At 68.5% G+C, this 13,493-nt stretch carries 12 protein-coding genes; 6 read left to right on the forward strand and 6 right to left on the reverse strand.

Annotation, left to right across the window (positions count from 1 at the left end):
* Window positions 1-48: 48 nt before the first annotated feature.
* Window positions 49-759 carry a hypothetical protein gene (locus tag FMP39_RS08895; RefSeq protein ID WP_141589524.1) on the forward strand — a complete coding sequence of 237 codons (711 nt, stop codon included), beginning with the start codon at window positions 49-51 and terminating at the stop codon, window positions 757-759.
* A gap of 19 nt (window positions 760-778) precedes the next feature.
* Here FMP39_RS08895 and FMP39_RS08900 read toward each other — a convergent pair whose 3' ends face one another.
* On the reverse strand, window positions 779-1,936 hold the full coding sequence (locus FMP39_RS08900; RefSeq protein ID WP_141589525.1) for an FAD-dependent monooxygenase: 1,158 nt from the start codon (window positions 1,934-1,936) through the stop codon (window positions 779-781).
* Window positions 1,937-2,072: 136 nt separating this feature from the next.
* On the reverse strand, window positions 2,073-2,921 hold the full coding sequence (locus FMP39_RS08905) for an MBL fold metallo-hydrolase (RefSeq protein WP_194858304.1): 849 nt from the start codon (window positions 2,919-2,921) through the stop codon (window positions 2,073-2,075).
* A 103-nt stretch (window positions 2,922-3,024) separates the two neighbouring features.
* On the opposite strand from FMP39_RS08905, the gene FMP39_RS08910 reads away from it, so the two are divergent.
* A complete protein-coding gene (locus FMP39_RS08910) occupies window positions 3,025-3,519 on the forward strand; it encodes a PaaI family thioesterase (protein WP_141589527.1) in 495 nt (164 codons plus the stop codon).
* A gap of 18 nt (window positions 3,520-3,537) precedes the next feature.
* Here FMP39_RS08910 and def read toward each other — a convergent pair whose 3' ends face one another.
* Together def and FMP39_RS08920 are read right to left on the reverse strand one after the other, a co-directional pair.
* The gene (gene def / locus FMP39_RS08915) at window positions 3,538-4,143 is read right to left on the reverse strand and encodes a peptide deformylase (protein ID WP_141589528.1); all 606 of its coding nucleotides are present in this window, start codon (window positions 4,141-4,143) and stop codon (window positions 3,538-3,540) included.
* Window positions 4,144-4,165: 22 nt separating this feature from the next.
* Window positions 4,166-4,879 (reverse strand): ferritin-like domain-containing protein, encoded by a 714-nt coding sequence (locus FMP39_RS08920; protein WP_228557819.1) that lies wholly within the window; start codon window positions 4,877-4,879, stop codon window positions 4,166-4,168.
* Window positions 4,880-5,621: 742 nt separating this feature from the next.
* Between FMP39_RS08920 and FMP39_RS08925 the strand changes: the two genes are divergently transcribed.
* The 3 genes from FMP39_RS08925 to FMP39_RS08935 are packed head-to-tail and all read left to right on the forward strand — an operon-like array spanning window position 5,622 to window position 7,431.
* Window positions 5,622-6,422 carry a TonB C-terminal domain-containing protein gene (locus FMP39_RS08925; protein WP_141589530.1) on the forward strand — a complete coding sequence of 267 codons (801 nt, stop codon included), beginning with the start codon at window positions 5,622-5,624 and terminating at the stop codon, window positions 6,420-6,422.
* Window positions 6,423-6,439: 17 nt separating this feature from the next.
* Entirely contained in the window at window positions 6,440-6,919 is a 480-nt protein-coding gene (locus tag FMP39_RS08930) for a hypothetical protein (protein WP_011553425.1), read from the forward strand.
* A gap of 29 nt (window positions 6,920-6,948) precedes the next feature.
* Complete coding sequence (locus tag FMP39_RS08935; protein ID WP_141589531.1) at window positions 6,949-7,431, forward strand: SRPBCC family protein; 483 nt, start codon at window positions 6,949-6,951, stop codon at window positions 7,429-7,431.
* Window positions 7,432-7,446: 15 nt separating this feature from the next.
* Here the strand turns inward: FMP39_RS08935 and FMP39_RS08940 are convergent, their stop codons facing one another.
* Window positions 7,447-8,598, reverse strand: coding sequence for a fatty acid desaturase (locus FMP39_RS08940; protein ID WP_141589532.1), 1,152 nt, complete (start codon window positions 8,596-8,598; stop codon window positions 7,447-7,449).
* Window positions 8,599-8,891: 293 nt separating this feature from the next.
* Here FMP39_RS08940 and FMP39_RS08945 point away from each other — a divergent pair, with 293 nt between their 5' ends.
* Entirely contained in the window at window positions 8,892-9,977 is a 1,086-nt protein-coding gene (locus FMP39_RS08945) for an NADH:flavin oxidoreductase (protein ID WP_141589533.1), read from the forward strand.
* Window positions 9,978-10,054: 77 nt separating this feature from the next.
* On the opposite strand, the gene carB is transcribed toward FMP39_RS08945, so the two are convergent.
* Window positions 10,055-13,306, reverse strand: a complete 3,252-nt coding sequence (carB, locus tag FMP39_RS08950; RefSeq protein WP_141589534.1) for a carbamoyl-phosphate synthase large subunit — start codon at window positions 13,304-13,306, stop codon at window positions 10,055-10,057.
* Window positions 13,307-13,493 lie beyond the last annotated feature (187 nt).

The raw sequence follows: 13,493 nt of genomic DNA on the forward strand, positions 1-13,493 counted from the left end.
TCCACCAGGGTTCCGGCGGAAGCATTCATCCCCCCGGGAGGAAGCCTCATGTGCGTCACTCGCGCGGTGTCCACCATCGGCTTGCTGATGTCTGCCTGCCTGTCCTCTCCAGCCCTGGGCGCAGAGCCGCCCCCAGAGCAGGAAGCGACGCTCCCGCCGCCACAGCTCGCGGTGGAGGTCGGTGGGACGCTGTCTCCGATGCGGCATCCCGCGACGGAGGTGCCAACGCTGCGTTCACGGGTGAAGACGGTGAACGCCCGGAGCCGAGCCGCGCGCCTTTCCGGCGGACTCCACTTCAACCTCCTCCGTGGCTCCGAACGGAGCGACTGGTGGTGGACGAACGGCATCGACTGGTACCTGGCGGGTGGTGACGTCCAGGTCCTGGCGCTGCGGCCGGGGCTGGAGAAGCGCTTCTCGCTGACACGACACGTGACGCTCGGGGTGAGCGCGTTCGGCAGCGCGGCGGAGGTCTCACTGCCCACGGGGCAGATTGGTCAGGTGCAGCCAGGGGAGCCGGGCTACACACCCATTGGCGGCAACAACTTCTACGAGGGCCGCATGCGCAAGTGGGCCTTCGGCGCGGGCGGACTGGCTGCGATCCAGGTCAAGCTGAGTCGCTACGTGCATGCGCGCGTCCATGGGGGCTATACGCGCTACTTCGAACAGGCGGCCGGGCTTCAGCCGTCTCCTGATGCGGCCGCGTTCACGGTTTCCCTCGACGGCCCGTTCGCGGGGGCGCTGCTTGGACTGGACCTCTAGAAACCGCGCCTCGGGAGCCCTACTCGGCGTCGTGCACCAACGCTCGGACCTGCCGGGCGGCGAGCCCTCGAGGCACGAGTTGGAAGAGTGCATTACGAATGAAGCGCCCCGCTGAACTCTCCCACTGGGCCACGCGTCCCAGGCTCCAGGAACGCGTCACGAAGCTGTTGGCACGCTCGAGCCGGCGTTGCTCGTAGGCCGCCAGCGCCGCGTCCACGGGGCCCTCCGCGGCCAGCAACTCCGCCAGCACCACGGCATCCTCGATGGCCTGACACCCGCCCTGCCCCATGTTGGGCGTCATCGGGTGCGCGGCGTCTCCCAACAAAGTCACCCGGCCCCGGCTCCAGCGGCTGGCGGGCGGCCGGTCGTGGATGTCCGTGCGGATGATGTTCGCTTCATCCGTCGCGGCAATCAGGTCCGCGATGGGCGCGTGCCACCCGCCGAAGAGGGACTGCAACCGGGCCCGTGTCTCCCCGGGAGCATCCTGCCCTCCGGCCGGAGCATTCTGCGTGGCGAACCAGTACGTTTGCCCGAAGCCAATGGGCACCACACCGAAGCGCGCCCCAGGCCCCCACGTCTCTGAAACAAGTCCCGGCGTCGCGCTCGGGACGTCTGAGCACACGCCCCGCCAGCTCGTGTAGCCCGAATAGCGCAACGGCGCGTCGCCCAGCAGCGCCCCACGCACCACCGAGCGCAGCCCGTCCGCGCCCACCAGCGCATCGCCCGTCACCGAGCTGCCGTCCGACAACCGCACGGTCACCGTCTGGCCATCGTCGTGAAACGCCGTCACGGTGAGCCCCATCTGGACGTTCTCCTCCCCCGCATGGGCCAGCAGCACGGACTGGAGCCGCGCCCTGTGGAGACACACCAGAGGCAGCCCCAGCTCCTCCTGAATTCGAGTCACCGGAAGCCGCGTGAGCGCCGAGCCCGACGGCTTCAGAATCGCGCTGTCCGTGGGACACGTACCGGCCTGGGCCACCTCGTCACACAGGCCGATGCGGCGCAGGGCCGCCGAGGCGTTCATCTGGACCGTGAGGCCCGCGCCCACCCATTTCAAGGCGTCGGAGCGCTCGAAGACAGTGACGGAGAGGCCCGCGCGCCGAAGCGCGCAAGCCAGCGTGAGTCCACCAATTCCAGCCCCAGCCACGAGAACATGCCTGGGCGATGACGTGCTCATGCGCGGCGCTTTAACAGGTATGCCGTGGCGAGTCGCGATTCATGTGCAACACAGTGACGGGAGGTCAGCGCTGCACCACCGCCACGTCGTTGCCGTACCGGGTCTGGCGCTCCGACGCGGACTTCACGGGCGCGGCTCACCCGAACCAACGGCCCGCTTCGGGAGCGAAGACACGGACGCGTTCGGCCAGCGACGGCGGCAGTCGCGCGCGCAACGTGGCGTGGACGGCTTCAGGGGGAAGCGCCTGGCTGAAGTGCATGAGGACCAGGGCCTCGTTGCGGAACTGGTCCGCGCGCGCGAGGAGTTCGTCTAGGTGGAGATGCGCCTTCGCCTGAGCGTCCTGCACGGAGTGGCGCGCGTCGACGAAGGTGCACTCGAGGATGAGCACGCGCGAGTCGAAGAGGCCCGGCTCCGTGTCCAGGACGCGGGACAGGGTGTCGGTGGCATAGGCCAGCTCCAGCCGCTCCACTTCGTCGAAGAGCGCTTCGCCTGCTTGCCGCCGTCTGGCGATTTCCTGAGGCGGGAGTGACTGGTGCTCGAGGCGGAGCTTCGCGACACGGCGGAAGAACTGGTAGCCGAGCGACGGCACCGGGTGATGCGTCCGGAACGCGCGGACGAACAGACCTTGCCCCAGGGGCCGCACGTCCCCCGGCAACATCGGCACGGTGTGCACCTCCATGGCGGTGTGGTGCAGCCGCGACATCACGGCGAGCGACGCCTGGACGTTCGCCTCGATCTCCGCGGGCAGGAAGACCTGGGGTGCGCCCTTGCCGATGAGCCGACGGATGCCGAGCAACGAGCCGAGCCCGCTGGCATGGTCCGGGTGCGCGTGGCTCAAGAAGATGCGGTCCGAGCCACAGAAGGAGCGAATGGGTAGCCCCACGTCGAGCACGACGTCCAGCTCGGGGACCTGGAGCGACGTGTACACGCCGCCCACGGACACGCCTCGAACGGTGTAGGGACCTGCCTGGACTTCAGTGAGCATCGGCACGGACACTATCCTGGGCATGGACGAGACACGCGACGAAAGGCCCCTGCTGGGCCAGGATGTGCGCATCGTTGCGCCTCCCTTCCCATCAGGGCCCCATATGGAAACCTCATCTCTCCAGGAAGTCGTCGCGCCAGAAGGCATCTGTTACGGCTGCGGCGGCAAGAACCCTCACGGCCTGCACATCCAAAGCTACTGGGATGAGGACGGCATCCACGTGGTGGCACGCCACACGCCCGATGCCCGGTACAGCGGCTGGCCGGAGCTCGTCTACGGCGGTCTGATTGCCATGCTGGTCGACTGCCACTCGAACTGGACGGCCATGGCGTACCACTACCGCGCCGAGGGCCGCTCACCTGGAAGCTCGCCGGTCATCGAATGCGTCACCGGTAGCCTGGGCGTGAAGTTCATCAAGCCCACGCCCATGGGCGTCCCGCTCACCCTCCGTGCACGCGTCGAGGGCGAAGTCGGACGCAAGAGCCGAGTCCTCTGCGAAGTCTTCGCGGGCGAGACGCTGACCGCGGTGGGTGATTCCATCTTCGTCCGCGTCGACACGGCCCAGTTGAAGGCCGCGGCGCACGGCCGCGAAGGCTGACGCGAAAGACGTCGTGCCCTACCCCTTGTCGGGCACTGGCAGCCCCAGCTCGGCGCGCAGCTCCGCGGTGCTGCGCCCCGCCTGGTACCGGCGATGGTTCTCCGCGGTGGTGAAGCTCCGGGTCTCCATCCGGTCCACGTAGAGCGTGCCGTCCAGGTGGTCCAGCTCGTGTTGGAGAATGCGTGCGTACCAGCCCCGGCCCTGGACCGTCACGGGCTGGCCGTGCTCGTCGAGTGCCTCCACGCGCACGGCGCAGGCACGGGGCACCAGGGCCGCGAAGCCCGACACGCTCAGACACCCTTCGTGGAACTCCGCGGGTGCCGCGTCCTCCACCACCAGCCTGGGATTGATGAGCACGTGGAAGGGAACGGGCTTCCGTCCTCGCGCCGCCCGCTCGCTCTCCGAGAGGCCTGCCTGATACTCGGGCCGGTCCTCGATGACGACGACTCGCAGGCTTACGCCCACCTGGGGCGCCGCCAGCCCGACGCCGGGTGCGTCCCGCATCGTGTCGCGCATCTGCTCGATGAGCCGCGCCGTCTCCGGGCTGGCAATCTCCTCCGGCGTCAAATCGCGCGCCTTCCGACGCAGCACCGGGTCCCCTGCCTGCACAATCTTGAGCACCATGCCGCCAGCGTAGCAGGGCCCGCTAGGCTCCCAGCTGACGACAATGCTCCACCCACTGCCGTCCGGGAGTGGTGTCCACTCCGCACCGTTCCAGCCCGGGAAAGACGACGTCGTGCAGGGCCTGGATGAACACCTCGAGCTTGCGCGCATGCGGCAACACGCCGTGCGCCAGGAGCATGGAACCCTCCGCATCGGACAGGCCCTTCGCGAAGAGCCTGGGCGACACGCTTTCCTCCAGCATCTCAGGCAGGTACGGCGACAGGAACGCCACGGAGCCTGATTTGGCTGCATGCGCGAGGTAGGCCCATCCCAGCCGGCTGTGCGCGACCTCGTCCCGAAGGATGCCTCGAAGCACCGCGCGCACCCGGGGTGGTCCGTCCACGGCCAGCACCGAGGTCAATCCGGCCGTGCTCTCCGTCTCCGAGATGCAGCAGGCGGCGACGACTTCGTAGAGCACGCGCTCGCGGAAGCCGAGGGCTTGCGGAGCAGTCTCCCGTGCCACCAGGGGAACGGGGGGCATTACCGCTTGTCCGTAGGTGCGCGCCATCAGCTCGCACATTCCCGCGTGGCGCCGCTCGTCCTCCGCAGCGCGGCGCGCGAGTTCCACCAGCGTTTCGGGCGTGGCCAGTTGCTCGAGCGCTCCCGCCAATCGGGCGAAGCGCAGCCCCGCCTCCAGTTCCTCCTGCCTGCGGAAGACCCAGGTCTCCGCGACGAACCGCCGGAGCGCGTCTGGCATCGTTCTCCCCGGTCTCCGCAGCAAGCGCTGGTCGGCCGGACAGCCATCATCAGGAGCGTTGTTCATGGTGGCCTCGAAGCACCGAGCGTAACCGACGCGCGAGACAGACGGCGGTAAAGGAGTCGCTTGTCGCAGTGAGTCATTGCGTTGGGCACCGCACGGTCGCACCCCATGTCCTGATGGGGACTGCACGCAATGGCGCGCACGGCGGGACGTAGGCGTGTCCAGGCCAAGGTCCGTGCTGGGTATGCTGGTAGGACGTGGAGACACCGCCCCAGGGAGCGTGAGCGTCGAGATGCGGAGGATGCGACGACTCGGCGGGGCCGCGCTGGTATCGCTCGTCATCCACGTGGGGCTGCTCTTGCTGCTGGGGTCTGTTGACCCGCCGGAACGTGCACCCCGCCGGGCCGTCACGTCGAAGCCGCTCGAGGTGGACATCGTCACCACGCCCCCTGTGCTGACACCTCCACCTCTCCCGCGGCAGCCTGCACCTTCGGCGTCCACGCCTCGCCCCAAGGGAAAGCGGGTGAGAAAGACACCGGCCGGGGATGGCCTCGTCGCAGCGCCATCCCCTGCCCCTCTCGACGCACCCGACACGGGTGCTGCGCCGGAGACCACCACAGCGCCGCCGGACGCCCCGCGCAGGCCGCAACAACTCCAGGTTGGCGCCGAGCCCCTGCCCTCGTTCCTGGTGCCAGGAGGAGCGCCGCTCGCCGGTTCAAGGACACCGAGTGGACGCACGTTGCGCCCTGGCGACCCGGCCCCTTCCCGTGAGCAGCTCGCCGCGCAGGAGGAGGCCATCGTCGCGGAGCGTGTGGAGGAATTCATCGTCGACGAGCAGGCCCAGCTTCGCGTCGCCAACGGTCTCATCGACCCATATTTCAGCCGCCTTCGAGAGGCGCTCGAGAAGGGCCTCGAAGATGCGCCGGTATTCCCAGGAACCAGCCTGCTGAATCAGGCAGGGACCGCCTGGGCTTTCCGAGCCAGCAGCTTCGGAGCGGCTGGCAACCCAGGAGACGGCCCACCGCCGAAGGCGCCCACCACGACCGAACGGCTCTACGACCTCCAGCAGCGCGCCGGAGACGAATCCATGGAGCGTCCGCGCCTCTTGGCCCAGGCGGGTCAGGAGCTCCAACATCTGGCCACTGGTGGCGGCTCGAAGCTCGTCGTGACGCTGGAGCTGACGCAGGAGGTGGATGGCACCCTGCGCGATGCGAAGCTCATCTCGCTGAGTGGCAACCCGGCCTACGATGCCTACGTCCTGAACGCCATTCCGGCGTCACTGGCGAAGCTCGCTGCGCCACCCGCTGGCGCGCGAGGTGTCCGAGCCGACGGCATCCATACCTTGTGGGCCGTGGAAGGCCGCGTCGTGTACCTGCGCAAGCTCAAGGAGCTGAAGGGACAGGACGCCTGGTACATCGCCGCGACGAGCGCTGCTGGCGTCCTGGCCGGACGCTTCGAGGAGACGACGGGCGAAATCGAGGTCATCGACTTCCGCAACCCACGGTTCGTGTGCCGGTCCCACTTGTTGCGCGTCTACTGATGCTAGGCTGACGCGCCATGGCTCGTCGCAAGAAGGCCGATGAAATGGCCTCCCGCGTCCGAAACCTGCTCGCGATGGACGCCGCGGGCATCATGCGCAGGCTCGATGCCCGCCGGGATGAAATGTTCGCCCTCTTCTCCCGCCTGCGCAGCCGCGAACCGCTCCTGGGCACCATCGCGTCACGGTACGCCGACGGCGCGTTCGACCAGCTCATCCACCTGCCCGAACAGGAACAAGCCGTGGTGGACCACTTCTACGGCCGCCTGGACGAGCTGCGCTGGTACTTCACGTACACAGAGGACATGCCCGGCACCGCCCAGCTGATCTTCTCCAAGCTGCACAAGCGGCTGGAGGAGTCCTACCGGGTGCTCGTGGTGACGCTGGGCCCACCGGTTCCGCCAGATGGCTCGCGCGTGGTGGATGTCGAGGCCGTCCGGCACGACGCCGCCGAAGCTCCGCCGCGGAAGACGCTGACACGCACCACGCGGCGCGCGTAAGCCGCACCGCTCACGAACAGGATGCCCCCGTGACGAACACGACAGGCTCCGGGAAGAGAACCGACACGGCTTCGCGAGTCATCGCGGCCTCGCCAGAAGCCCTCTACCGGGCCTTCGTGGAGCCCGAGGCCGTGGCGACCTGGCTCCCACCGGAAGGCATGAAGGGCCGCATCCACGCATTCGAGCCACGCGCGGGCGGGATGTACCGGATGACACTCTCCTACGACAACGCGGACCACACCGCGCACGGGAAGACCTCCGCGCACGAGGACGTCGTCGAGGGCCTCTTCGTGGAGCTCGTCCCCAACGAATGCGTCGTGCAGCGATTCGAGTTCGAATCGGATGACCCCGCCTACGCGGGCACGATGACCATGACCTGGACGCTGACGCCCGTCGCCGGGGGAACCCGCGTCACCGTCACCTGTGAAAACGTGCCCGAGGGCATTCGCCAGGAAGACCACATCGAGGGACTGACCTCGACCCTGGCGAACCTCGCGGCCTACACCGAGTAGCCGAACGTCCCTGCCTCACGCCGCGGGAGCATGCGCAGCGGCCACTCCGGCATCACGGTCCTGGCGCTTCGGCGCGAGCTTCCGCATGGACGTCTTGCCCACCACGACATCCACCATCTTCTTCGCGCGGGTCCAGACGCTCTCCTGCACGTAGGGGATGCCGTACTTCTCGCAAAGCGCCTTCACCTGCGGCTGCACCTCGCGGTACTTCAGCATCGGCAGGTCCGGCCAGATGTGGTGCTCAATCTGGTAGTTCAGCCACAGGTGGGCGAAGTCATTCAGGTCCCCGCCCGTGCGGTAGTTCGCGCTGCCAATCACCTGCTGCACGTAGCGCTCGCCGCGGCTCTCCGGCTTCGAGTCGAACCGGTACAGGTCCTCGCCCGTGTGGTTCGGCCCCACCACCAGGAACGTGTGCAGGCTGGTGAGGATGTCCGCCATCACGGAGTTGCAGAACGCGCTGAACGACGCCCACGGCCCCAGCACCAGATAGAGCGCCGGGAAGAGTCCGAACTGCACGGCCGAATACGGCAGATAGCAGCTCAGCAGCAGCTCCTTCAGCTCCTCGCGCGTCAGCTCTCCACCCTTGCGCCGGCCCTTGCGGCGCAGCGAACTGAGCGTCTCCGGCGCGTAGTAGCTGGCCCGCCACGTCAGCGCGAGCAGTGCGAGCTGCGCGTACCGCAGCGCCAGCGGGCGCTCCGGGTTGCGCAGCGTCCCCTCCGCGTTGCGCTCCAGGAGGTCGGGGTCCGCATCCTCGCCAGTGTGCGAGTGGTGGAGCACGTTGTGCTCGAACACCCAGGCCTCCGGCAACATCCAGTCGAGCCAGTCCAGATAGCGGCGGTTCCCCTTCGCGAACCCCTTCCCCGTGCGAGACGCCGGAAGCCCCGGCACCCGGTCGTAGCCCCGATGCCCCACGTGGTGCATCAGCAGCCAACGCGTGGAGCGCCCGACACTGAGCGCCGCCGCGCTGAGCGGATTCGGCGCCAGCCAGCAGGTCGCCGCCCCCAGCACGGTCGCCGCCCGACCCCAGCGCTCAATCTTCCGGAGGTGCGCCGCATCCGCCTCGCCCAGCGATGCGTCCAGTTGCTCACGAAGCGCCTTCAACTCACGGTGAAACCCCTCCACGTCCACGGAAGAAATGTCGAAGTCGGGGGCAGCCTGGGACGGCATGAACGGCTCTCCTCGGTCGCGGAGATGGACACGGGCGAAGGGGGGAAACAGCTCGGCGCGAACCGTAGCCGCCAGGGTCCGCGGGCGTCCAGCCACGCTTTGCCCTCGGCCCCTGCTTTCGAACGAGGCCATGCGGAGCCATGAGGCGCAGGTTATACCCGCGCCCCGAGTCCGGCCCACAGGGCGACATCGACGTCAAGGGGAAGCAGGCCGCCGCGCGGCAAGGCAAGCGGCCTGGCGCCCCCATCAGCCCGAGCGAATGGACCCGCCCACTTCGAAAGCGAGATGCCGTCATGACCGACCTGTTCGCGCCCCTTGAGCTCCGAAAGGGTGTCATCGCGCCCAACCGCATCTGGCTGGCGCCCCTGACGAACACCCAGAGCCATCCCGATGGCACGCTCTCCGATGCGGAGCTTCGCTTCCTCGCGATGCGCGCCGATGGCGGGTTCGGCGTGGTGGAGACGTGCGCCGCCTACGTTTCCCAGGACGGCAAGACGTGGCCGGGTGAGCTGGGCGTTCACGACGACGCGATGCTGCCCGGACTGAAGCGCATGGCCGCGCGCATCCATGAAGGAGGCGCCCTGCTCTCCGCGCAGCTCTTCCACGGAGGACTTCGCGCCAACGCCGAGGTCAGCCAGCGCGAGGTGTGGAGCGCCAGCGCGTATGACGCGGACGGCCTCCACTGCCGCGAAGCCACCGAGGCCGACATCGAGGGCGTCATCGCGGCCTTCGCGAACGCGGCGCGCCGCTGCGCCGAGGCGGGGTTCGACGCCGTGGAACTCCATGGGGCGCACGGCTACCTGTTCTCGCAGTTCCTGAGCACCGTCTTCAACCGCCGGCAGGACCGATGGGGCAGCTCGCTGGAGAACCGCTGGCGCCTGCTTCAGGAGACCGTCCGCGCGGTGCGGCGCGCGGCGCCCGCCCTGGTCCTCGCCGTGCGCCTGTCGCCAGAGGACGCGAGGCAGGCCAGGGGCCTGGACCTGGACGAGTCGCTGGAGGTCGCGCGCATGCTCACGCGCGAGGGCGTGGACATCCTCCATCTGTCCCTGTGGAAGGCGGCCCACAACACCTTGAAGCGGCCGGACCAGCACGCGACGCCGCTCTTCCGGCAGGCCGTGGGCACCGGTGTCCGCATCGTGGTCGCGGGTGAGGTGCGCACGCGCGAGGAGGCAGAGGCCCAGCTCGCGCGCGGCGCGGACGCCGTGGCCGTGGGCCGAGCGGCCATCGCGAATCATGACTGGCCGCGCCGCGTGCAGCGAGGCGACGCGCTCCAGGTGCCGCCGCTGTCCCACTCCACGCTCAACGCCGAGGGCCTGTCCGACGTCTTCGTGAACTACATGCGCAACTGGCGCGGCTTCGTGACGGACCAACCGGCCTGAGGCGGCCCTGAAACGCAGACGGCCCCACTCCCAGGAGGAGCGGGGCCGCATGACTCACGTCCAACGAGCGCTGCGTTTCAGCGCCGGGTGCCCGGGGGCGCCGCGTTGATGCCCAGGTACTCCTGGAGCGGTTTCACTTCCAGTTCCGTGCACTTGAGCGACTCCAGCGCGCCCACCGCCATCCGCGCCGCCTGCACCGTCGTGTAGTACGGCACCGAGTGCATCAGCGACTCGCGGCGGATGGAGAAGCTGTCGGCGATCTCCTGCTTGCCGAAGGTGGTGTTGATGACCAGCACGATTTCGCCGTCGACAATCTTGTCGACGATGTTCGGGCGGCCCTCCGTCACCTTCTGCACCACCTGCGCCTCGATGCCCTTCGTCGTCAGGTATTTGTGCGTACCGGAGGTGACGACGAGGGAGAAGCCCATGCTCCGCAGGCGCCGCGCCAGGTCCACCACCGCCGGCTTGTCGTCATCCTTGACGGAGATGAACACCTTGCCGCTCTTGGGCAGCTTCACGCCCGCGGCGAGCTGGCTCTTGGCGAAGGCGGACGCGTAGTCGTTCGCCAGGCCCATCACCTCGCCGGTGGACTTCATCTCCGGCCCGAGGATGACGTCCACGCCCGCGAAGCGCGCGAAGGGGAACACGCTCTCCTTCACCGCCACGTGCTTGAACTCCGGCTCTTGCGTGACGCCCTGCTCCTCGAGCGTCTTGCCCACCATGCAGAGCGCGGCGATCTTCGCCATCGCCACGCCGGTGGCCTTGGAGATGAAGGGCACCGTGCGGCTCGCGCGCGGATTCACTTCCAGGATGTAGATGGTCTTCCCCTGGATGGCGAACTGCACGTTCATCAGGCCCACCACGCCCAGCTCGCGTGCCAGGGCGATGGCCTGGTCCTTCATCCGCTCCACCAGGTCCGGCGACAGCGAGTGCGGCGGCAGCGTGGCCGCGGCGTCACCGGAGTGCACGCCCGCCTCCTGGATGTGCTCCAGCACGCCGCCAATCATCACCGCGCCGGTGCGGTCCGCCACCAGGTCCAGGTCCACCTCGATGGCTTCCTTCAGGAAGCGGTCGATGAGCACCGGGTGCTCGGGCGATGCGCTCACCGCCTCGCGCATGTACCGCTCCAGGCTGGCCACGTCGTAGACGGTCTCCATGGCCCGGCCGCCCAGCACGTAGGAGGGCCGCACCATGACGGGGTAGCCGATGCGCTCGGCCACCTTGAAGGCCTCCGCGTGGCTGCGCGCGACGCCGTTCTCCGGCTGCTTCAGGCCCAGCTTCTCGATGAGCGCGGCGAAGCGCTCCCGGTCCTCCGCGCGGTCGATGGCGTCCGGCGACGTGCCCAGGATGGGCAGGCCCGCCTTCTCCAGCGGCACGGAGATGCGCAGCGGCGTCTGGCCGCCGAACTGGACGATGGCGCCCACCGGCTTCTCGCGCTGGGACACCTCGAGCACATCCTCGATGGTCAGCGGCTCGAAGTAGAGGCGGTCCGACGTGTCGTAGTCGGTGGACACCGTCTCCGGGTTGCAGTTGACCATCACCGTCTCGTACCCGGCCTCGCGCAGCGCGAAGGCGGCGTGGACGCACGCGTAGTCGAACTCGATGCCCTGGCCGATGCGGATGGGGCCGCTGCCCAGGATGAGCACCTTCTGCCGGTCCGTGGGCGGCGCCTCGTCCTCCTCCTCGTAGGTGGAGTACAGGTAGGGCGTGTACGCCTCGAACTCCGCGGCGCAGGTGTCCACCCGCTTGTAGACGGGCCGGATGTTGCGCGCGTGCCGGTGCGCCCGCACCTCTTCCGCCGGGTAGCCGAGCAGCCGGCCCAGATACTTGTCGGAGAAGCCGTGCGCCTTGGCCTGCCGGAGCACCTCGTCCGGGAGCTGGTCCAGCCGCCCGTACTCCTGGAGCGACTGCGCCTCGTTCACCAGCATCTGGATGTAGCGAAGGAACCAGGGGTCGATGGCGGAGAGCGCGTGCACGTCCTCCACCGTCATGCCTTCGCGGAAGGCCTGGGCCACGAACCAGGGACGCTCAGGGCGGGGGATGCGCAGCGCCTCGCGCAGCACCTTCTCCCGCTCCTCCTTCTCCGCCGGCAGCTCCGGGGACTCCAGGCCCACGCGGCCCAGCTCCATGGAGCGCAGCGCCTTCATGTACGCCTCCGGGAAGGTGCGGCCAATGGCCATCACCTCGCCCACCGAGCGCATGCTCGTGGTCAGCGTCCGGTCCGCGTGCGGGAACTTCTCGAAGTTGAAGCGCGGCACCTTCACCACCACGTAGTCCAGCGTCGGCTCGAAGGAGGCCGGCGTGTCGCGGGTGATGTCGTTGCGCAGCTCATCCAGCGTGTAGCCCAGCGCCAGCTTCGCGGCGATCTTCGCGATGGGGTAGCCCGTCGCCTTCGACGCCAGCGCGCTGGAGCGCGACACGCGCGGGTTCATCTCGATGACGACCATGCGGCCGTCCTTCGGGTTGATGCCGAACTGGATGTTGGAGCCACCCGTGTCGACGCCAATCTCCCGGATGATGGCCAGCGACGCCTGCCGCATCCGCTGATACTCGCGGTCCGTCAGCGTCTGCGCGGGCGCCACGGTGATGGAGTCACCGGTGTGCACGCCCATGGGGTCCAGGTTTTCAATGGAGCAGACGATGATGACGTTGTCCGCCGTGTCGCGGACCACCTCGAGCTCGTACTCCTTCCAGCCCAGCACGCTCTCCTCCACCAGGATGGTGGTGGTGGGGCTGGCCTTCAGGCCCGAGCGGCAGATGGTCTCGAACTCCTCGCGGTTGTACGCGATGCCACCGCCGGTGCCACCCAGCGTGAAGGACGGGCGGATGATGGCCGGGAAGCCGATGTCCTCCACCAGGCTCATCGCCTGGTCCAGCGTCGTCGCGTAGCCGCTCTTGGGCAGGGCCACGCCAATCTTCTGCATGGCCGCCTTGAAGAGCTGGCGGTCCTCGGCCTTGTTGATGGCTTCCAGGGACGCGCCGATGAGGCGCACGCCGTACTTCTCCAGGATGCCCTGCTCCGCCAGCGCCTTGGCGAGGTTGAGCGCAGTCTGGCCACCCATGGTGGGAAGGAGTGAGTCCGGCCGCTCCGAGGCGAGGATGCGCTCCGCCGCCTCCACCGTAATCGGTTCGATGTAGGTGCGATGCGCGAACTCAGGGTCCGTCATCACGGTGGCGGGGTTGCTGTTGAGCAGCACCACCTCCACGCCTTCATCCCGGAGTGCCTTGATGGCTTGTGTACCGGAGTAGTCGAACTCGACGGCTTGCCCGATGACAATCGGACCCGAGCCAATCACCAGAACCTTGCGGATATCGGTACGCTTGGGCATCGGGGCGCCCCCATACCAACGTCCGACTCCACATGCGAGGACTGTGTTGAAACCGCCCGCTCGCACGGACGCCGGGCCCCGCCCGCTGTCCTCTGCTAGGCTCCGCCGCCCACGGAGGTTCCATGCGCCACTGGTCCCTGGCACTGCTCGTTTCGCTCGCGTCCCCCGCCCTCGCGCAGGATGCCGC

Source organism: Myxococcus sp. AB056 (genome assembly GCF_006547365.1).
Classification (GTDB): Bacteria; Myxococcota; Myxococcia; order Myxococcales; family Myxococcaceae; genus Myxococcus; species Myxococcus virescens.